We start from the raw sequence: 20997 nt of genomic DNA, 5'->3' as shown, positions 1-20997 counted from the left end.
CTAGGAATCGGCGGCGGTCTTCGAATCGGTCGTTGTGCGACGCTCACCCCCGACTTTCGTAGGGGGTGCGGTGGGGCGGGCGCGCCTAGGATGGGCGGCGTGAGCGGGACAGGGAGCCGCAGGTGGACCACCGTCGGGCGGGTCGTCCTGGTGATCGGGTGCGCGGTGACGTCGCCGATCGGCACGGACCGGGCGTTCGTGATCCCGGTGACCGTGGCCGGGCTGGTGTGCGGAGCGGTGCTGCTCGTGCCCCGGCTGCGGTGGCCCGTCGCGCCGGTCGTCGTCTCGCTGGCCACGGCGTGGTGGGGGCTGCCGCTGATGCCGCTGCTGGTGGTCGCCGTGTTCGGGGTGGCCGTGGATCTGCGGTGGCGGGCGGCGCTGGGGTGCGTGGCGGTGGCGCTCGCCGGGAACCTGCTCAGTTACCGGGAGACCGCGCTGTGGACGAGCGCGACGTACGCCTCCGTGGTGCTGCTGCCCGGCCTCGCCGTCGTCGGCGGGCTGTGGCTCGGCAACCGGCGGCGGCTCCTCGACGCCCTCACCGCCGACCTCGGGCATCTGCGGGTCGCGGCGCGGCTCCGCGAGGACGCCGCCCGCGCGGCCGAACGGTCCCGGATCGCCGCCGAGATGCACGACGTCCTCGCCCACCGGCTCAGCCTCATCGCCCTGCACACCGGGGTCCTCACCACGAAGGGCGACCTGCCCGCGCCGGTGACCGAACGTCTCGCGCTGCTGCGGGAGACCTCCGTGGAGGCGCTCACCGATCTGCGCGAGGTGCTGGGCGCGCTGCGCGACACCGAGTCGCACGCGCTGCGGCCCCCGGTGCGGGACGTACGGGAGCTGGTCGAGGAGGCGCGGGGCGCCGGGCAGCAGGTCGTGCTCGTCTCCGACGGGACGCCCTCGCTGGCGCCGACCACGCACCGGCTGGCCGCGTACCGGCTCGTGCAGGAGGCGCTGACCAACGCCCGCAAGCACGCCGACGGGGCGCCCGTCACCGTACGCGTCTCCTACGACCCGCCGGACACGCTCGTCGAGGTCACCAACCCATCCGGCACCTCCCGTACGGACGCGGACGGTTCCGGCTACGGGCTGGTCGGCCTGCGTGAGCGGGTCGGCGCGCTCGGCGGCGAGTTCAGCGCCGGGCCCGCGGGCGCGGGCGTCTGGCGGCTCGCCGCGCGTCTCCCCCACCCCTCCGCCACCCCGGGACAGCCATGATCCGCGCCATGATCGTCGACGACGACGCCCTGGTCCGCCTCGGTCTCACCGACCTCCTGACCGGCGACCCCGGCATCACGGTCACCGCCCAGGCGGCCGACGGCCTCCAGGCGATCTCCCTGGCCACGGCCCACACCATCGACGTCGCCCTCGTCGACGTACGCATGCCGCGCATGGACGGCATCACCGCCACGACCCGCCTGCGCGCGCTCCCCCACGCCCCGAAGGTCATCATCCTGACCACCTTCGACCTCGACGAGTACGTCTACGACGCGCTCGCCGCCGGCGCGGACGGGTTCCTCCTCAAGGACACGGACCCGGCGGAGATCCTGCGGGCGGTGCACCTCGTCGCGGCGGGCTCGGCGATGCTGCACCCTGCGGCGGCGCGGAAGTTGATCGACCGCTACCACGCGAGCAGCGGCCCCCGCACGTCCGCCGCCCGCTCCCTGGTCGAACGCCTCACACCCCGCGAGCGCGATGTACTCGCGCTGCTGGCCGAGGGGGAGACCAACGCGGACATCGCCGGGCGGCTGAACATGCGGGAGAGCACGGTGAAGGCGCACGTCAGCCGGATTCTCACGGGGCTGGAGGTGACGAACCGGGTGCAGGCGGCGTTGGTGGCGCGGGATGCGGGACTGAGCGGTTGACGGACGGTTCGACGCGGTCGGGGTCCGCCGGGAAGCCGTGAGCGCCGGACACGGCCTCCCGGTGGACCGGTTCAGCGAGACTCTTGCGAGGAACCCCAGGCGTTGACGCCTGGGAGGAATCGCATCGTGTGGTGGCGGCGCGGAGCGTCGTAGTGTCCCGGGGTTCGGGTGCGGAGCGCCTGCGGGGCTGTCCGGCGGAGCCGGAGAGTGTCCCTGTCTCAGTCGGGGCGTTTCTGGTTCTCGATGTACTCCTCGACCACGGAGAGCGGTGCTCCGCCGGCGGAGGCGGCGAAGTAGGAGGGGGACCAGAAGTGGTCGCCCGACAGGAAACGGTGGATGTGATCGGGGAACTCCTGGCGCAGGCGGCGGGCCGAGACGCCCTTGAGTGAGCCGACCAGCCGGGAGAGGGCGATCTTGGGCGGGTAGTGCACCAGCAGGTGCACATGGTCCGGCTCACCGTTGAACTCGGTGAGTTCGGCGTCGAAGTCGGCGCAGACGTCCCGCATGACTTCTTCGCAGCGGGCGAGGAGGTCGTCGGTGAAGACTCCGCAGCGGTACTTCGGGGTGAAGACCAAGTGCGCGTGCAGGGTGTGAACGACGCTGCGTCCCCTGCGTATATCGGGGTTTGGTTCCCATCTCGGTGACACAGGTCAATGTTAGGCGCTAGCCTGGCCGGGTGAAAATGGTGGTGCAGGTGAAGCTGCTGCCGACGCCTGTGCAGGCGTCGGCACTTGAGGCCACCTTGCGTGCCTGCAACGAGGCGGCGACCTGGGCGTCCGAAGTGTCGTTCGTCAAGGACGTGAAGCGGAACTTCCCGCTGCGTGAGCACACCTACGCCGAGATCAAGCAGCGATGGGGGCTGGGCGCGCAGGCGGCCCAGCACGTCATCAAGAAGACCTGTGACGCCTACACCACCCTGAAGTCGAACCTGAGGGCCGGGAACCTGGGCAAGCCGTGGTCCAAGCGCTACCGGCGGGCGGTGGAGAAGCCGGTCGTCTTCCGCCCGGAGGGTGCGCAGCCCTATGACGACCGGATGCTGTCCTGGCAGATCCCGGACCGCACCGTTTCCATCTGGACCCTGTCGGGACGGGTGAAGGGCGTGGCGTTCACTGCTTCCCCGGAACACTTGGCCCGCCTGGCCCTGTACCGCAAGGGCGAGTCCGACCTGCTGTACCGGGACGGCATGTGGTTTCTGAACGCCACCTGTGAGATCCCCGAAGCCGTGCCGAACACCGCACCGGACGGCTTCCTCGGCATCGATCTGGGCATCGTGAACATCGCCACCACCTCGGACGGCCAGATCATGGCCGGGCGCGCCCTGAACCGGGGACGGCTGCGCGAGCGCACGCTGCGCACCAAGCTGCGGAAGAAGAACACCCCGTCCGCCAAGCGCCGGCTGAAGAAACGCGGGCGCAAGGAAGCGCGGCGGGCCAGGGACATCAACCACAAGATCGCGAAACATGTGGTGGCCGAGGCAGAACGCACCGGTCGCGGGATCGCCCTCGAAGAACTGACGGGCATCCGTGAACGGGTACGGCTTCGCAAGCCCCAACGGGCCACCCACTCCAGCTGGAGCTTCGCTCAGCTGGGGCAGTTCATCGCGTACAAAGCCCGTCGGGCGGGCGTGCCGGTGGTGTACGTCGATCCGGCGTACACCTCCCGCACCTGCGCCGAATGCGGCCACATCGACAAGGCGAACCGCGTCTCCCAGGCCTGGTTCGTATGCCGGTCCTGCGGATTCGTTGATCACGCGGATCGGAACAGCTCCCGCAACATCCGCCATCGGGCGGAAGAGTTGTGGCGACGCGGGGCGCAGTCAACCGCCCCAGACCCGCCCCCGAAACCGGGGCGCGGGACAGGACGCAAGCGCAGCACCACAACCAGTGGCGCCCGCTCTGCAAGCCCGTCGCTCTAGCGACGGGTCGTTGACGTCAGCGCAGGCGGGTGGTCACCCGGTAGCGGCCCGAGGTGAGGCGGTAGGAGGAGGTGCCGTTCTTGTGGGTGAGGAAGTGGGCGCCGTCCGCTTCGGAGAGGGGGGTGCGGCCTTCTTGGACTGCGTTGGGGGACAGTGCGGGGAGGTGGAGGGTGGCTTCCGTGTTGGGCGGGACCGCCGCCTCGTACGTGAGGGTGTCGCCCGTCGTCGTCCATGCGCTGTGGATCTCGCCGTACGGGGAGTCGTGGGTGGCCGCCACGTGGGTGATGCGGCCGGTGGGGTCGAGGTGGGGGGCGAGGGTGAAGCGGCGGAAGCCGGGGTGCGCCGGGTCGCGGGCTATGCCGGCCATGTACGCGTACATCCACTCCACGATCGCCCCGTACGCGTAGTGGTTGAAGGAGTTCATGGAGACGGGGCCGAAGCCGTCGGTGCGGGAGTAGGAGTTCCAGCGCTCCCAGACCGTGGTGGCGCCGCCTCGGACCGAGAACAGCCAGGAGGGCAGGGCGTCTTGGTGGAGGAGGGCGTAGGCGAGGTCGGAGCGGCCCTCGTCGCTGAGGACGGGGGCGAGGACGTTCACGCCCAAGAAGCCTACGGAGAGGGTGTTCTCGGCGTAGCGGACGCGGGCGCTGTCGGGGTGGGCGGCCTTGTACGCGGCGTCGTTGCGGATGTTGTCCGCCAAGTGGCCGACGAGGGTGCGGCGTTGGGCCTCGGTCTCGTAGAAGCCGAGTTTCAGCACCCACAGGAGCGCGCTCTGGGTGTTGTCCTCGGTCTTCTGGTTGGGGTCGGCGCCGGGTTCGATGGGGGACGCCGGTCCGAGACTGGACTTGACGACGACTGAACTGCCCTCGCCCGCAAGGTACTTGGTGATGAACGCCTGCCGGATGCGGGCGAACAGGTCGGCGTACGTGCGGCCTTCGGCGGCGCGGCCGATCGCGGGGGCCATCTGGGCCATGAGGTGGGCGACGTAGCCGTAGTAGACGTCGCTCATGAGCTGGGCGCTGGTCTTCTGGGGGGCGAGCCAGTCGCCGGTGAGGGAGCCCTGTCCGGCGTAGGTGTCGCCGGTCTGCTGCCGGATCCAGTCCAGGTAGCGGACCATGGCCGGCCAGTTGTCGCGGACGATCGTGTCGTCGCCGGTCATCTGCCAGACCGTCCAGGGCAGGACGACCCCGCAGTCGGCCCAACCGCTGCCGCCGCCGGGGAAGTTGTAGCGCCCGCCGGGGGCGACGCCGGTGAACTGGAGCTTGTCCTCGCCGTAGAGGGCGGCGGAGTCGACGACGGTGTCCTGGAACTGGGTGAGGAAGGCGCCCGCGTCGGCGTTGTAGAGCCCGGTGGTGGCGAAGACCTGGGTGTCGCCGGTCCAGCCGAGGCGTTCGTCGCGCTGGGGGCAGTCGGTGGGGACCCAGAGGTAGTTGCCACGCTGTCCCCAACGGACGTTGCTGATCAGCTGGTTGGTGTCGGCGTCGTCGGTGGTGATCGTGCCGGTCTCGCGGATCGCGGAGGTGGCGACCTTCCCGGTGAGCCCGGTGAGGGTGACCGTGTCGGAGGCGGTGACGGACACGTACCGGAAGCCGTAGAAGGTGAGCGAGTCCTGATGGGTCTCCCCGCTGCGCTCGCCCTTGAGGACGTACGTGCTGGTGGCCTTCGCGCTGCGGAGGTTGGCGCGGTAGACGGAGCCCTCGGGGCCGTCGGCGCCCGCGCTGTCGTCGTTGAGCATCTCCGCGAACCGGAACTCGACGCGGGCGCCCGCCGGTCCGCGCAGGGTGTAGCGGGCGACGCCGACCATGTTCTGGCCGAGGTCGTACACGGCGGTCTCGCCGGCGCCGATCGTGACGTGCGCGGTGGCGGCTCGGGCGGGGTCGGTGACCGTGCGGGCGGGGTCGACGACGATACGGCCCTTGCCCTCGCCGGTCACCCCGGTGTACACGGTGACCGACTGGGGACGGCGGTCCCAACGGGGCATCAGGCGCGCCGAGTCGGCGGGGTAGGCGAGCAACCGGGCGCCGGGGTACCGGGTTTCGTACGGGACCTGCTCGACGTCCCCCCAACCGCCCACAGGGTAGCCGGACTTGGTCCAGCCCGGCAGTTCCTGGCGGGCGTCGTAGGTCTCGCCGTCGTAGATGTCGTCGGCGCGCCAGGGGCCGGTGTCGGTGGCCTTCCAACCGGGGCCGGTGACAACGGACTCGGTGGTGCCGTCGGTGTAGCGGACGAGGAGTTTCGCCTTGAGGGCGAGGGGGTTGCCGTCCTTCGACCAGTAGGTGCTGCCGTCGGAGATGCGGCCGTTGTACCAGCCGTTGCCGAGGACGGCGGCGAGGGTCACCGTCCGCTCACCGGCGACGAGTCGGGTGACGTCGTAGGTCAGGTAGCTGGCGCGGACGTCGTAGTTGGTCCAGCCCGGGGGCAGGAGTTCACGGGTGGGGGTGCCGTCCTGGAGGACGGTGAGGGGGCGGCCGTTGACGTAGGCGTCGTAGACGCCGAGGGCGGCGACGTACAGGCGGGCCTCGCGGACCTTCGCTTTCAGGGGGACCTCGGTGCGCAGGAGGGGGGCGCCCGCGCTGTGGGGGGTCTTGCCCTTCATGCCGATCCACTGGGCGCCGTCCCAGCCGGTGACGCCGTCGGTGGACAGGAGGCCGGTCTCGAAGAAGGCGACGGGGGCGGTGCCGACGGTGCGGCCCTGGGTGTCCCAGACGGTGACGGTCCAGTGGTAGCGGGTCGAGGGGCGCAGGGCGGGGCCCGCGTAGCGGACGGCGACCGAGTCGGCCGAGGTGACGCGTCCGCTGTTCCAGACGTCGGCGCGGGTCGCGGTGAGGCGGTCGGGGGAGGTCGCGACGAGGATCTGGTAGGCGCCCTGGGCTCTGCCCCGGGCGGTGGAGCGGGTGCGCCAGCCGAAGCGGGGGGCGGTGGCGTCGGTGCCGAGGGGGTCGACGCGGTGTTCGACGGTGAGGCCGGTCACCTCGCCGTCCCGGGTGCGAGGGGCTGCCGCAGCGGGTGTCGCCGGTATCGCGCCGACGGCGACCGCTCCTGCGGTGGCGGCGAGGACGGTCCGGCGAGGGAGGCCCTGGTCGGGTCCATGGTTCACACCGTTTTCCTTACGTCGTAGGTGGGGGGGGTGGGGTGGTCAGCGGGCTGCCCGGTAGTCGTCGTCCATCTCCTTGAGGAGCTCGGCGGGGGTGGACTGGCCGCTGAAGATCTCCTGGAGGCCGCTGAGCATCGTCTGCTGGACCTTGGCGTCGGGCCAGAGCTGGTCCATGAAGGGGACGGTGCGGCCGGCGCCGATGAACGTGGAGAGTTCGGCGAGCGCGGGGTCGGCTTTACTGCCGGTGCCGGGGAGGGTGGGGAGGCTGCCCTGTTTGGCAGTGAAGAGGTTCATGCCCTCGGGGGACATGACGAAGTCGACGAACTTGAGGGCGAGTTGCTCGTGTTTCGTCTTGGCGTTCACGCCGTACCCGGCCCCTGCGGCGGCGGGGACGAGGGTCTGCTTCGGGTCGTCGGTGGCGGGGAGCGCCGTGAAGGTGAAGGTGCCCTGCGGGTTCTTGCCCTTGAGGAGGGCGATCACCCAGTTGCCCTGGACGAGGCCCAACGTCTTTCCGGTGGCGGCAAGTTGCTGGCTGGCCTCGTAGCTGGTGCCGAGGGGGTTCTTCTGGAAGCAGCCCGTCTTGCGCATCGTGAGGTACTTGTCGACGGCGGTGGTCCACTGCGAGGTCGCGAAGGTGGCCTGCCCCGCCTGCATCTTCCGGTCGAAGGCGCGGTCGGGGCCGTAGACGGTGGTGGCGACCAGGGCGTACTGGACGAGTTGGGTGACCCAGTTGTCCTGGAGGCCGAGCGCGAAGGCGGGGGTGCCCTTGGCCTGGGCGGCGCGACAGAACGCGAGGAGGCCGGTCCAGGTGTCGGGCGGGGTCAACCCGGCTCTGTCCAGGGCCTGTTGGTTGTAGATGGCGCCGATGCCGTTCTGGCCGAAGATCGCCGTGTACGTCTTGCCGTCGTCCTGGGCGACGCTCTTGATCGGGGCCGGCAGCTTGCCCGCCCAGGGCCGGTCGGAGAGGTCGCGGAGGTAGCCCGGCCGGGCGAGGACGTGGGTCGCGGCCGGGTTGCCGTTGCCGGGCCACACCGACATCACGTCGGGCGCGGTGCCCGAGGAGAGCTGGGTGCGGATCTGCTGCTGGTACTGGTCGGCGCCGCTGGTGGTGAAGCGGACGTCGACGCCGGGGTTGGCCTTCTCGAACGCCGCGACGACGTCCTCGACCGAGCCCTGGTCGACGGAGGCGAGGGTCAGGGTCCGCGCGCCTCCGCCCGAGCCGCCCGCGTTGGTGCCGCCGCTGCACGCGGTGAGCAGGATCAGGAGCGCTGCGGGCACAGCGTGTTTCTTCATGGCGTTTCTCCCTCGGAGAGGTCTCATCCCCGCAGCCCTCCGGCGAAGCCGTTGATGATGCTGCGCTGGAGGACGAAGTACACGGCGAGGACCGGCAGGACGCTGATCACCAGGGCCGCGAAGACGAGGTTCCAGTCGGTGACGTACTGGCCGACGAACCCGGCGATCGCGACCGGCATGGTCTGCCGGGAGCTGCCGCTGAGGTACAGCAGGGGGGTGAAGAAGTCGTTCCAGACCGCGACCGTGTTGAGGACCAGCGCGGTGACCGTGACGGGTTTGAGCATCGGCAGGACGACGTACCGGAAGCCCTTGAGCGGGGTGCAGCCGTCGATCAGCGCGGCGTCCTCGAAGTCCCGGGGCAGGGCGCGCAGGAACCCGGTGTAGAGGAAGACGGTGAACGGCACCTGGAGCCCCGCGTAGTAGAGGACCAGCGCCCACGGCGTGCCCAGCAGACCGAGGTCCCGCATCGTCTGGTACAGCGGCAGCGCGCCCAGCTGGAAGGGGAGGACGAGGCCGAGGAGGACCAGCAGATACGTGCCGCGCGACCAGCGGGCGGTGACGCGGGCCAGCGGGTAGGCGGCGAGCGAGGAGACGGCGAGGACGATCGCGACGCTGCACGCGGTGACGAGGACGCTGTTGCCCAACGCGCCGCCGAGCGCGCCCTGTTGCCAGGCCTGGCGGAAGTTGTCCAGCGTCGGGGAGGACGTCGGGGCGAGCGGCGAGGAGGTGTCGGAGGCGGGGCGTACGGCCAGGTTGACGAGGACGTAGATCGGGAACGCGACGAACAGCGCGGCGGCCGTCATGGCGAGTTCGAGGACGAGGGTGCGGGGCCGGTAGCGGGTCATGACGCGGACCTCTCGTTCCGGGCCAGGAGCGCGTACTGACCGGTGGAGACGACCGCCACGACGATCGTGAGGACGACGGCGAGGGCGATGCTGTAGCCGAACTCGCCGAGGGTGAAGGCGTCCTTGTAGATCAGCGTCGAGATGGTGTCGGTGGCGTGGCCGGGTCCGCCGCCGGTCAGCGCGTAGACCTGGTCGAAGAGCTTGATGCCGCCGATGACCGAGAGCATCAGGTTGATGGTGAGGGCGGGGGCGAGCAGCGGCCGGGTGACGGACCAGAACCGCCGGACCGGGCCCGCGCCGTCGAGCTGTGCGGCCTCGTGGATCTCCTGCGGTACGGACTGGAGTCCGGCGAGGAAGATGACCATCGAGTAGCCCGCGAACTGCCAGACGACGACGCCGACGACGGACCACAGGGCGAGGTCGGGGTCACCGAGCCAGTCCTGGCCCCCGCCGAGCGCGCTGTTGACCGCGCCGTCGGGGCCGAGGAGGTTGCGCCACAGGTAGGCGGTGACGATCGGGGTGATGACCGCCGGCGCGAACAGCAGGACGCGCAGGAGGTTGCGGGACTTGATCGCCGAGTTGACGCCGAGGGCGAGCAGCAGGCCCAGGCCGTTCTGGACGACGGTGACGGAGACGGCGATCAGGAGGGTGTGGCGGACGGCGGCGAGCGCGTCGGGGTCGTCGAGCATGTCCGCGAAGTTTCCGAGGCCGACGAAGGAGAAGCTCGGGTCGAGGCCGTCCCAGTCGGTGAAGGCGTAGTAGACGCCCCGGGCGCCGGGGACCAGCACGACGAAGGCGAACAGGAGCAGAGCGGGGAGGGCGAACCACCAGGGCGGGGTGGTTCTGGGGCGGGCTGTTCTGGGGCGGGTGGTCACGGCCCACCTCTTCCATGGAACGTTTCAATGAGCGGTTCGGCTCGGGGGCGGCTCGGTGCGGGTAGTGGAGTGGGTAACGTTTCCCAAGGGGTGTTGCCAGACCCTAAGGACCGAGGTGGGGGACGTCAAGACACTGCGCAGTACACTTCCGGGCAACGTTTCCCACTCCGACCGGAGGCCCCCGGGATGACCCCGTCCACGCCGCCCACCCCGCCGCGCCGCGTCACGATCGTCGACGTCGCACGGCACGCCCAGGTGTCGACGACGGCGGTGTCCAAGGTGCTGCGCAACGCGTACGGCGCGAGCCCCGAGATGCGGGCGCGGGTCCGGCGCGCCATCGAGGAGTTGGGGTATCGGCCGCTCGCCGCCGCGCGGGGGCTGCGGGGGCGGACGTACACGATCGGGGTCATGCTGCCCGACATCCGCAACCCCTTCTTCCCCGAGATCCTCGACGGGATCACCGGGCGCCTCGCGGACACCGACTACCAGGTGTTCCTGGGCCCCGGCTGCAACGACGAGGAGGCGGAGCGGCGGGTCACGGAGGCGATGGTCGACCGGGGCATGGACGGGCTGGTCCTCATCGCACCCGCCTCCTCGCGGACCCACCTCGAACAGCTCGCGTCCACCGTGCCGACGGTCGTCGTCGGGCGGCACGGGCACTCCGCCGCGTACGACACCGTCGTGGACGACGACGTCGCGGGCGCCGGGCTCGTCGTCGAGCATCTCGTGGGGCTCGGGCACCGCCGCATCGCCCATATCGAGCACCACGACACCGACCCGACGCGGCTCGCGGAGATGCCCAACTCGCAGCGGGCGGACGGGTATCGGCGGGCGATGCGGGACCGGGGGCTGGTGGACGACGTGGTGTCGACGAGCTACACACACCGGGGCGGGTACGAGGGGGCGCGGCAACTGCTGGCCCGACCTGAACGTCCCACGGCGATCTTCGCGGGCGCGGACATCGTCGCGATGGGCGCCCTGGAGGCCCTCGCCGAGGCCGGTCTCACCGCCCCCGGCGACATCTCGCTCGCCGGGTACGACAACACGGTGTTCGCGTCCCTCGCGCCCATCTCCCTGACCAGCGTCGACCAGGCCGGACGGGAGATCGGGGACAACGCGGCGCGGCTGCTGCTGGAGCGGATCGAGGACCGGGGGAAGGCTCCGGCGCAGGTGAAGCTGTCGCCGACGCTGGTGGTGCGGGGCAGTACGGGGGTTCCCTCGGCGGGCCGCTGAGACTTGATAAGCGGACAACAGTCCGGTACGTTTTCCGAGTACCGGACAATAGTCCGTTTACGTCCCGTGTCGCGTCCCCTCAGCGGTGAACCCGGGACTCCCCCTCACGGAAGGCCCCCGCCATGAACCTGCTCGTCCTCGGCGCCACCGGACCCACCGGCCGCCACCTCGTCGACCTCGCGCTCAAGAACGGCGACCAGGTCACCGCCCTGGCCCGCAGGCCGGAGGCGCTCGATGAACTCGCCGGTCGGATCACGGTGGTCGCGGGCGACGCGACCTCTCAGAGCGACGTCGCGAAAGCCATGGTCGGGCAGGACGTCGTCGTATCGGCCCTCGGCCGGAGCAGGTCCATCCGCGCCGACGGGCTGTTCACCCGCGCCACCGCCGCCGTGCTCGGCGCGGCCCACGAGACGGGGGTCACCCGGCTCGTGTGGCTGTCGTCGTTCGGCGTCGGCGCCACCTACCGGGCGGCGAGCACCACGCAGAAGGCCATCTACAGCACCCTCCTGCGCAACATCTACGCCGACAAGGACGCCGCCGAGCGGGCGCTGCGCTCCAGCGGGCTGAACTGGACGCTGGTCTACCCGACGATGCTCACCGACGGGCCCGCCAAGGGGACGTACCTCGCCGGCGAGCGCCTGCCGATGAAGGGCAATCCGACGATCAGCCGCGCGGACGTCGCCGACTTCCTGCACAAGGCGGCCCACTCCCCCGAGTGGATCCACCGCGACGCCGTCGTCACCGACTGACGGGTGTCACCGACTGACGGGCGCCCCCGTGCGCAGGCCGTCCATCACGACGTCCAGGAGCACGGCCGCCTGGGTCCGCCAGTCGCCGCCGGAGTCGAGCTGCCAGATCCCGGCGATGAGCAGGATGAAGTCGGCGAACGTCACGCCCGGTCTGATCGTGCCGGCCTCGTGGTTCGCCGTCAGCAGCGTGCCGACCGTCTCGGCCACGACCGCGTACCCCGGCTGGGCCTGGGCGTCCGCCGAGCCGACGATCCGGCTCATCGTGTCCGACAGGCCCGTCTTGGCGACGGCGAAGCGGGCGAGCTGGTCCAGCCACTCGCGCAACGCCTGGTCCGGGGGGAGGGTGGCGAGGAGGTGGGTCGCGGCGTCGGTGAGGAGGTGCACCTCGTGGCGGTAGACCTCCAGGACGAGGGCCTCGCGGTTGGGGAAGTTGCGGTAGAACGTGCCCTGTCCGACGCCGGCCTTCCTCGCGATCCGGCTCAGCGGGACGTCCGGCTCACGGGACAGCTCCGCGAGTGCGACCTCCAGGATCCGCTCCCGGTTGCGCTGCGCGTCCGCGCGGTGCGGGCCGTCGCTCCTGGGGTCCACGTCCCCCTCCTTCCCAGCTCGCGCCCGTGTTCCGGACACGCATCCGTTTAGGGTGCCACCTTAACGCCGGTCACGCGGGGTCCGTCGCCGCGACCAGGGCCGCGAGGTCGTCCTCGTACGTCAGGTAGCGGCCCGTCAGCGCGTCCGCCTCGCCGCCGATCAGGCGCAGGAGGTTGCCGAGCGCGTCGGGGAGCGCGGCGTAGCGGCCCGCCCTGCGCTGTGCCGCGAGCCAGGAGTCGACCCGGCGTTGCCAGGGGTTCTCGGTCTCCTCCGTGGGGGCGGCTCCGATGCCGACGTCCAGGAGGCCGGGGTGGTAGGCGAACGCGGCGATGTCGTGCGGGAGGAGTTCGATCGCCAGGTTCTCGGTGAGCTTGTTGACCGCCGCCTTCGACACCGAGTACGCGCTGACGTACGGCCAGCGGGTGTGCCCGGCGTGACTGGAGATCGTGACGACCCGGCCCCGGCCGCGCTCGATCATGCCGGGGATGACCGCGCGGCAGGCCGCGAGTGTGCCGCCGAGGTTGACGTCCATCACGCGCTGCCACAGCGCCGGGTCGCTCTCCCAGACGGGGCCCGTGGGGCCGGGGACACCGGCGTTGTTGACCAGCACGTCGATGCCGCCCAGCCGGTCGGTGGCGAGCTTCACCGCTGCGGCGAGCTCGGCGTCGTTGGTGACATCGGCGACGGCGGTGACGACGCGGGGCCCCTGCTCAAGCCCCGCTGCGGCAACGCCCTGCGACTCCGGGGTCCGCGTGGTGAGCACAAGGTCACCCCCGGCGGCGTGCACAGCCTCGGCAACGGCCCGCCCCAGGCCGCCGGCCGCGCCGGTGACAAGGACCCGTAGACCGGTCAGATCGGGGCTTTGCGACATCAGAACCTCCAGCACAAGCAAGTACGTTTCCGATAATCCGACCATGATCGGATCTGGTGGGGGTGGGTGGGGTGGCCTGGGGGGATGGGGGCGGCGGGGTGGATCGGGTCCGGCACGGGCGGTCCGGCACGGGCGGTCCGGCACGGGCGGTCCGGCACGGGCGGTCCGGCACGGGCGGTCCGGCACGGGCGGTCCGGCACGGGCGGTCCGGCACGGGCGGTCCGGCACGGGCGGTCCGGCACGGGCGGTCCGGCACGGGCGGTCCGGCACGGGCGGTCCGGCACGGGCGGTCCGGCACGGGCGGTCCGGCACGGGCGGTCCGGCACGGGCGGTCCGGCACGGGCGGTCCGGCACGGGCGGTCCGGCACGGGCGGTCCGGCACGGGCGGTCCGGCACGGGCGGTCCGGGCTGACCGCCCTTCCGCCCCCATCCCGCGCCGTCCCGGCCCACCACGTCCCCCGGCGTCCCCCGGCGTCCCGTTCCCATCCGCGCCGCCGGCCCGCCCCCCCCCAGCCCGCCGCTCTACACCTCAGCCTCCATCGCAGCCGTCAGCTCGCCGTCCAGGTGTTCCGCCAGCCCCCTCAGCGCCGAGTGGTCGAACACCAGCGTCGCCGGGAGGCGTAGGGCCGTCAGGGTGCTCAGCCTGTTGCGGAGTTCCACCGCTGTCAGGGAGTCGAGGCCAAACTCGTGCAGGCTGCGGTCCAGTGAGATCGCCTCCGCGTCCGCGTGGCCCAGCAACTCCGCCGCGATCGCTCGGACTTCGGTCAGCAACTGGGCCGCTCGCTCAGTTGGGGGCAGGTCCCGGAGGGCTACCGTCGGTGCGGTGGCCGGCCTCGCGGGCGCCAGCCCTCGCAGCAGGCCCGGCGCACCCCGCGTACGCAGCTTCGCGAGGTCGAACTTCGCCAGGGTCAGCGCCGCCTCGTCCTGGCGCAGTGCCTCGTCGAACAGGGCCAGGGCGAACGGCGTCGGCAGGGGCAGCGTGCCGTCCGGGAAGTCCCGGTCGCGGACCGCCGACGTCATGCCGGAGATCTCCTCCCAGAAGCTCCACGCCTGGGACTGGACCGGCAGCCCCTCGGCCCTGCGGTGTTCCGCGAAGGCGTCCAGGAACGCGTTGGCGGCGGCGTAGTTGCCCTGCCCCGGGCTGCCGAGGACCCCGGCGACCGAGGAGAACAGGACGAACGCGGCGAGGTCGGCGTCCTTGGTCAGCTCGTGGAGGTTGAGGACGCCGTCGACCTTGGGCCGCAGCACCTCTTCGACCTGGTCGGCGGTCATCCCGGTGACGACCCCGTCCGCGAGGACCCCGGCCGCGTGGACGATGCCGACGAGGGGGTGCGAGGCGGGTACGAGGCTCAGCGCACCGGCGAGCGCCTCCCGGTCGGCGGCGTCGCAAGCGGCCACGACGGCCGACGCCCCCAAGCCGCGCAGCTCCTCGACGAGGGCCTCCCCTCCCCCGCTACGGCTGGTCAGCAGCAGACTCCGTACCCCGTACTCGCTCACCAGATGCCGCGCGAGCAACGACCCGAGCGTCCCGGTCCCCCCGGTGATGAGGACGGTCCCCGCCGCCAGCGAAGGCCGCTCCCCCCGACCCGGCGCGACCCGCGCCAACTCCGGCCGCTGCAACCGCCCCGCATCGACCCGCACATGCGGCTCCCCAGCACCCACCGCATCCCCGATCCGCGCCGAGGACCGGGCGTCCCCGTCCGTCTCCACCACCACGAACCGCCCCGGATGCTCCGCCTGAGCCGACCGCACCAGCCCCCGAGCCGCCGCATGGGCGAGATCCCCGCTCTGGGTCACGACGGCGAGGGGAGCGTCCTGCTCCCCCTCCAGCCACTGCTGAAGCCGGGCCAGCGTGTCCAGCACGGCCTTCCGCACATCACCGGCCGGCGGCGCGAAAACGACCGGCTCGACGCCCGACTCCCCGACGGGCCCGGCGAGTTCGGCCCACCGCATCCGGTACACGGAGTCGGTGGGAACAGCCCCGGTCAGCTCCCGCAGCGCGACGGCCCGCATCCCGAGGGTCCCCCGGAACATCGGCTCCCCCGCGACGGTGAAGATGCTCACGCCGACGTCCGACGCCCCGCTCGGCACCAGGTGGACGTACGCCTCGGTCTCCTGCCGCTCCCCCGCCCACACATCACGCCAGACGAACGGCAACCGCACCTCCCCTTCGGCCGAGTCATCGGTGAACACGAGGGCGTGCAGAGCGGCGTCACCGAGAACGGGATGCAGCCCGACCCCGCCGAGCCCACCCGGCGACTCTTCCGGCAACCGGAGTTCCGCGAAGAGTTCCGCACCCCGCCGCCACACACGCCGTACCCCGCGGAAGGCGGGCCCGTACTCGTACCCCAGCGAGGTGAGCGCCGAGTAGTCCACGTGGACCTTCACCGCATCGGACGGCACCAGATCAGCGACCCCGGAAGGCTCAACTCCCCCTGCGCACAGGGTCCCTTGCGCATGCCGCCGCCACCGCGCACCCGCCTGGTCCGGCCGCGAGTACACCTCGACCGTACGCCGCTCGCCGTCCACGACGACCTGAAGCTCGGTCACTCCCTGCCGCGACAGCACCAGCGGCGCCTCGATGATCAGCTCGTCAATACCACCGCCTCCGGCCCGCAGCGCGAGGTCCAGCAGAGCGGTCCCCGGCAACAGGCACGTCCCGTTCACCGCGTGATCCGCCAGCCACGGCAGATCGACCGGCGAGATCCGGCTGGTCGCCACCGACTCCCCGCTGCGCGCGGACTCGACGACCGCCCCGAGCAACGGATGCCCGCTCCTCGTACGCGCCGCCCCACCGGTCGTCAGCCAGAACCGGCGCCGCCGGAACGGAGTGGTCGGCAACGGCAGGGCGACCGCCCGCCCGGCAGGGGGCGTGAGCCGCACTCCGTCCACGCCACGGACGTACAACTCCGCGGCGGAGGACAGGAACCGCGCAGGGCCGCCGTCGTCGCGCCGCAGGGTCCCGGTGACCACGGCGTTCACGCCGACGCCGTCCAGCGTCTCTTCGACGGCGGAGGTCAGCACGGGATGCCCGCTGGACTCGACGAAGACCCGGAACCCGTCCTCGGCGAGCCGCTCGACGGCAGGCTGGAACCGCACGGGTTCACGGAGGTTGCGGTACCAGTACTCGGCGTCCAGGGCACCGGAGCCGACCCACTCCAGGTCGACCGTGGAGTACATCGGCACCGAAGGCGTACCCGCCCGCACCGACCCCAACTGTTCCAGCAACTCTTCCCGCAGATCCTCCATCCGGGGCGAGTGCGAGGCGTACCCGATGCGCACGCGCCGCGCCCGCACCCCGTCGAGCGCGCACTCGGCGAGCAGCCCCTTGAGCGCGATCTCGTCCCCGGCGACGGCGGTCGCGGACGGCCCGTTGAGCCCGGCCACCCACAACTGGTCCGGCCACCGCTCCACCAGCCAGTCCACCTGCTCGCGCGGCGCCGGCACGGCGACCATCCCGGTGCCGCCGCCGAGCCCGGCGATGGCCTGCCCCCGCACGGCGACGACCCGCGCGGCCTCCTCCAGGTCGAGCGCCCCGGCGACGTACGCGGCGGCCACCTCCCCCACGGAGTGCCCGAGGACGGCATCGGGCTCGACCCCGTGGGCCCGCCACAGCGCGGCGAGCGACACCGTCACCGCGAACAGCGCGGGCTGCACGACGTCCACCCGGTCCAGCCGCTCGGGGTCGGCGAGCACCTCGGTGAGCGACCAGTCGACGTACGGCGCGAGGGCCCGCTCGCAGGCGAGGATCGACTCCGCGAACACGGACTCGCCCATGAGCCCGGCGGCCATGCCGACCCACTGGGAGCCGTGTCCGGGGAACACGAACACGACTTTCCCGTCCACGTCGGCCGTCCCGCTGACGACGTTCGCGGCGGACTTCCCGTAGGCCAACGCCCGTATGCCGGAGGCGAGTTCACCTCCGACGACGACGGCCCGGTGGGAGAAGCGACTGCGCCCGGCGAGGGCGTGCGCGAGGTCCCCCGGCGACGCGGTCTCGACGACCGGCAGCAGCCGGGCGGCCCAGTCCCGGAGGCGTTCGGGCGACTTGCCGGACAGGGTGAGGGCGACGACCTCCGACTCCGGGACGGCCTGCGGCGCGGGTTCCTGCGGCGGCTCCTCCAGGATCATGTGCGCGTTGGTGCCGCTGATCCCGAACGACGACACGGCGGCCCGTGCGGGCCGCCCCCGCTCCGGCCACGGCATGCTCTCGGTCAGCAGCCGCACGTCCCCCGCCGCCCAGTCGACATGCGGTGTCGGCGCGTCCACGTGCAGCGTCTTCGGCAGGGTCCGGTGCCGCATGGCCTGGACGACCTTGATAACTCCGCCGACCCCGGCGGCGGCCTGCGTGTGCCCGACGTTGGACTTGAGCGAGCCCAGCCACAGCGGCGCGCTGCGCCCCTGCCCGTACGTCGCGAGCAGCGCCCCGGCCTCGATGGGGTCCCCGAGGCGCGTCCCGGTGCCGTGCGCCTCGACGGCGTCGACGTCGTCCGGTCCGAGCCCGGCGTCCTGGAGGGCGAGCCGGATCACCTCGCGCTGGGCGGTGCCGCTGGGCGCGGTGAGCCCGTTGGAGGCGCCGTCCTGGTTGACGGCGGAGCCCCGGATCACGGCGAGCACGGGATGCCCGGCGCGGCGCGCGCTGGAGAGCCGCTCCAGTACGGCCATCCCGGCGCCCTCGGCCCACCCGGTGCCGTCGGCCCCGGCGGCGAACGGCTTGCACCGCCCGTCCTCGGCCAGCGCCCCCTGCTTGCTGAACTCCAGGAAGCCTTGCGGCGTTCCCATCACGGCGACCCCGCCGGCGAGCGCGAGGTCGCACTCCCCGCGCCGGATCGCCTGGGCGGCGAGGTGCATCGCGACCAGCGAGGACGAGCAGGCGGTGTCGACGGTGAGGGCGGGGCCGCGCAGCCCCAGCGTGTAGGCGATCCGCCCGGAGGCGACCCCGCCCTGCACGCCGGTGGCGAGGTAGCCCTCCAGCTCCCGGGGCACCCGCTCCATGTCGCTGATGTAGTCGTGGAGCATCAGCCCGGCGTACACGCCGACCCGTTCGCCCCGCAGTGCCGTCGGATCGACCCCGGCGCGCTCCAGCGCCTCCCAGGCGGTCTCCAGGAGCAGCCGGTGCTGCGGGTCGGTGGCAAGGGCCTCGCGCGGGGAGATCCCGAAGAACTCGGCGTCGAACTCGGCCGCGTCGTGCAGGAATCCGCCGCGCCGGGTGGCGGAGGTGGCGAAGAGCCGCTCCAGGTCCCAGCCCCGGTCGTCGGGGAAGCCGGAGATCGCGTCGGCCTCGTCGGCGACGAGCCGCCACAGCTCGTCGGGGGTGGTGACGCCGCCGGGGTAGCGGCAGGCGAGCCCGACGAGGACGACCGGATCGTCATCGGCCGCCGCGTGTACGGCAGTCGGGGCCAGGGTCTCGGTGGAGCCGGTGAGTTCACCGCGTACGTAGGCGGCGATGGCCCGTACCGAGGGGTGGTCGAAGACGAGGGTGGTGGGCAGGCGCAGGCCGACGGCGGCGGCGACCCGGTCACGCAGGCGGACGGCATCGGCGGAGGTGAGGCCGTACTCGCGCAGGGCGCGGTCGGGTTCGATGCCGACGGGGTCGCCCAGGACGTGGGTGACCTCGCGGGTGATGACGTCGACGAGGGAGGTGCCGGTCAGGTCCGCCTTTTCGGGGAGGCGTTCGGGGGCGGCGGACCGGACGGCGGTGACGAGGGTGGCACCGGGGTGCCCGAGGGCGACGTCGAGGGCGTCGAGGACGCGGCGGTCGGTGAGCCCGTCCGCGAGGACCAGGGTCGTCCCGGCGACGGTGACGGTGGTGCCGGTGACGGTGACCGCCAGGTCGTACTGGTCGCCGGTGACGCGCCGGGCTCCGTGCCCCTCGACCAGGTGCCCGGCGATGAGGTCGGCGAGCCGTCCGCCGGTCACGGTGACCTCGCGGCCGGCGAGGGACGGCAGCGGTTCGGTGCCCGACAGGGACGTCAACTCGCCGCCGGTACCGACGAGTTGGAGCCCTTCGTGGACGCCGGAGACGCCGAGGAGGCGGCCCGGCAGGTCGGGCAGCAGTCTGCGGATCACCTTCCCGGTGGCGGTCTTGGGCAGTTCGCGTACCGCCCGCACCTCCACCGGCACCTTGAAGTAGGCGAGTTCGCGGCGGCAGCGGGCGAACAGGTCGGCGCAGTCCACGCCGTCGGGCCCCGGTACCACCAGTGCGACCGGGACCTGCCCGAACTCCTCGTCCGGGACGCCGATGGCGGCGGCCTCGCGGACGCCGGGGACCTTGAAGAGGACGGCCTCGATCTCGGTGGGGTGGACGTTCTCGCCGCCCCGGATGATGACGTTGTTGCGGCGGCCGGTGATGTAGAGGTAGCCGTCGTCGTCGCGGCGGGCGAGGTCGCCGGTGTGGTACCAGCCGCCCTTGAGGGCCTCGGCGGTCGCGTCGGGCCGGTTGTGGTAACCCAGCATGACGTTGGGGGACTTGACCCAGATCTCGCCCTCGGCGCCGGTCGGCACGTCGGTGCCGGTCTCGGGGTCGACGACGCGCAGGTCGAGTCCGGGCAGCGGCAGCCCGCAGGAGCCGGGGCGCGGTTCGCCGCCCGGCCGCATGGTGGCCATCGGGCCGCTGGTCTCGGTGCAGCCGTAGTTGTCGGTGAGCCGCACGCCGAAGGCGGCCTCGAACGACGCGGCGAGCTGCGGGGTGGTGACCGCGCCGGCCACGAAGCAGACGCGCAGCGCGGGGAGTTGGAGCCCTTCGGTGCCGGCCGCGTGGACGAGGTTGTGGTACATGGTGGGCACGCCGACGAGGAAGCTGTAGGGGCGGGCGCGCAGTTCGTCGAGGACCTCGGCGGCGGAGAAGCCGGGCACCAGGTGCGCGGAGGCGCCGACGGCGGTCACGGCCATCACGCACAGGTTGTGGCCGAGGGAGTGGAACAGCGGCAGCGGCCACAGCATCGTGTCGTCCGGGGACAGTTCGATGATCGGCGTGTAGCAGGTGGTGACGTTCCACAGGACGGCGCGCAGCGTCGACAGGACGCCCTTGGGGAGGCCGGTGGTGCCGGAGGTGTAGAGCAGGAACGCGGGTTCGTCGAGGCCGAGGTCGTCGCGGGGCCCGGTGGCGGGGTCGCGGGTGACGAGGTCCTCGTACGACTCGTCGACGACGATCACGTGCCGCTCGCCCGGCGGCAGGGCCGTGCGGACCTGGGCGGCGTGGGCGGTGTCGGTGATGACGGCGAGGGCGTCGCTGTCGGTGAGGACGTGGGTGAGTTCGGCGTCGGAGGAGTGCGGGTTGACGGGGACGCCGACGCAGCCCGCCCGGTTGACGCCGAGGTAGCTCTCCACGATCTCCACGCGGTTGCCGAGGAGGATCGCGACCCGGGAGCCCCTGGGCAGGCCGAGCGCGGCGAGGTGGCCGCCGAGGCGCGCGGTGCGCAGGTCGAGGTCCGCGAAGGTGAGCGACGTACGGGTGTCGGAGAACGCGACCTTCGTACCGCGCGACTCGGCGTGTCCGCGCAGCAGTTCGGGCAGCGGTCGGACCAGGTCGCTGGGTGTCGCGGGCATCTGTGTCTCTTCTCGCGGTGCGGTCATGGTGTGGGTTCCCCTCGCTGTTTCGGCCACCACGATGTCATCGCCGGACCGACCGGGCCCGGCCGTGTCGACGGCGGCCGGGCCATGTCCATCGTGGGGCCCC

13 protein-coding genes are annotated in these 20997 nt (G+C 72.2%); 5 read left to right on the top strand and 8 right to left on the bottom strand.

Annotated features, from left to right (window positions below; translation table 11 throughout):
• The first annotated feature begins 99 nt into the window (after window positions 1-99).
• Both J8M50_RS23375 and J8M50_RS23370 read left to right on the top strand, forming a co-directional pair.
• Window positions 100-1212: a sensor histidine kinase gene (locus tag J8M50_RS23375; RefSeq protein WP_370516638.1), complete on the top strand. Its 1113-nt coding sequence runs from the start codon at window positions 100-102 to the stop codon at window positions 1210-1212.
• The gene (locus J8M50_RS23370) at window positions 1209-1859 is read left to right on the top strand and encodes a response regulator (RefSeq protein WP_010355783.1); all 651 of its coding nucleotides are present in this window, start codon (window positions 1209-1211) and stop codon (window positions 1857-1859) included. Before J8M50_RS23375 ends, J8M50_RS23370 begins: the two co-directional genes overlap by 4 nt.
• 218 nt (window positions 1860-2077) lie before the next feature.
• Here the strand turns inward: J8M50_RS23370 and tnpA are convergent, their stop codons facing one another.
• On the bottom strand, window positions 2078-2506 hold the full coding sequence (gene tnpA, locus J8M50_RS23365) for an IS200/IS605 family transposase (RefSeq protein WP_075661963.1): 429 nt from the start codon (window positions 2504-2506) through the stop codon (window positions 2078-2080).
• A gap of 29 nt (window positions 2507-2535) precedes the next feature.
• Here tnpA and J8M50_RS23360 point away from each other — a divergent pair, with 29 nt between their 5' ends.
• On the top strand, window positions 2536-3774 hold the full coding sequence (locus J8M50_RS23360) for an RNA-guided endonuclease InsQ/TnpB family protein (protein ID WP_029184139.1): 1239 nt from the start codon (window positions 2536-2538) through the stop codon (window positions 3772-3774).
• A gap of 16 nt (window positions 3775-3790) precedes the next feature.
• Here the strand turns inward: J8M50_RS23360 and J8M50_RS23355 are convergent, their stop codons facing one another.
• From J8M50_RS23355 to J8M50_RS23340, 4 genes are read right to left on the bottom strand one after another with little or no spacing between them, the layout of a single operon-like run.
• On the bottom strand, window positions 3791-6868 hold the full coding sequence (locus J8M50_RS23355) for a family 78 glycoside hydrolase catalytic domain (protein ID WP_010355780.1): 3078 nt from the start codon (window positions 6866-6868) through the stop codon (window positions 3791-3793).
• Window positions 6869-6907: 39 nt separating this feature from the next.
• On the bottom strand, window positions 6908-8158 hold the full coding sequence (locus tag J8M50_RS23350; RefSeq protein WP_010355778.1) for an ABC transporter substrate-binding protein: 1251 nt from the start codon (window positions 8156-8158) through the stop codon (window positions 6908-6910).
• A gap of 23 nt (window positions 8159-8181) precedes the next feature.
• Window positions 8182-9003, bottom strand: a complete 822-nt coding sequence (locus J8M50_RS23345; protein WP_010355777.1) for a carbohydrate ABC transporter permease — start codon at window positions 9001-9003, stop codon at window positions 8182-8184.
• The gene (locus J8M50_RS23340; RefSeq protein ID WP_010355776.1) at window positions 9000-9878 is read right to left on the bottom strand and encodes a carbohydrate ABC transporter permease; all 879 of its coding nucleotides are present in this window, start codon (window positions 9876-9878) and stop codon (window positions 9000-9002) included. The genes J8M50_RS23345 and J8M50_RS23340 overlap by 4 nt, the downstream gene beginning before the upstream one ends.
• A 186-nt stretch (window positions 9879-10064) precedes the next feature.
• Between J8M50_RS23340 and J8M50_RS23335 the strand changes: the two genes are divergently transcribed.
• Entirely contained in the window at window positions 10065-11111 is a 1047-nt protein-coding gene (locus J8M50_RS23335) for a LacI family DNA-binding transcriptional regulator (protein WP_010355775.1), read from the top strand.
• Between the two features lie 122 nt (window positions 11112-11233).
• Window positions 11234-11860 carry an NAD(P)-dependent oxidoreductase gene (locus tag J8M50_RS23330; RefSeq protein WP_010355773.1) on the top strand — a complete coding sequence of 209 codons (627 nt, stop codon included), beginning with the start codon at window positions 11234-11236 and terminating at the stop codon, window positions 11858-11860.
• A gap of 6 nt (window positions 11861-11866) precedes the next feature.
• Here the strand turns inward: J8M50_RS23330 and J8M50_RS23325 are convergent, their stop codons facing one another.
• The 3 genes from J8M50_RS23325 to J8M50_RS23315 form a co-directional block, all read right to left on the bottom strand.
• Window positions 11867-12448, bottom strand: a complete 582-nt coding sequence (locus J8M50_RS23325) for a TetR/AcrR family transcriptional regulator (protein WP_010355772.1) — start codon at window positions 12446-12448, stop codon at window positions 11867-11869.
• A 70-nt stretch (window positions 12449-12518) separates the two neighbouring features.
• On the bottom strand, window positions 12519-13319 hold the full coding sequence (locus tag J8M50_RS23320; protein ID WP_075661961.1) for an SDR family NAD(P)-dependent oxidoreductase: 801 nt from the start codon (window positions 13317-13319) through the stop codon (window positions 12519-12521).
• A 522-nt stretch (window positions 13320-13841) separates the two neighbouring features.
• The gene (locus J8M50_RS23315) at window positions 13842-20867 is read right to left on the bottom strand and encodes a type I polyketide synthase (protein WP_010360547.1); all 7026 of its coding nucleotides are present in this window, start codon (window positions 20865-20867) and stop codon (window positions 13842-13844) included.
• Between the last annotated feature and the right edge of the window lie 130 nt (window positions 20868-20997).

This window comes from Streptomyces acidiscabies (assembly GCF_020010905.1).
GTDB lineage: Bacteria > Actinomycetota > Actinomycetes > Streptomycetales > Streptomycetaceae > Streptomyces > Streptomyces acidiscabies.
Note: the sequence above shows the minus strand (reverse complement) of the source record. Positions and strands in the feature narration are given on the sequence as shown.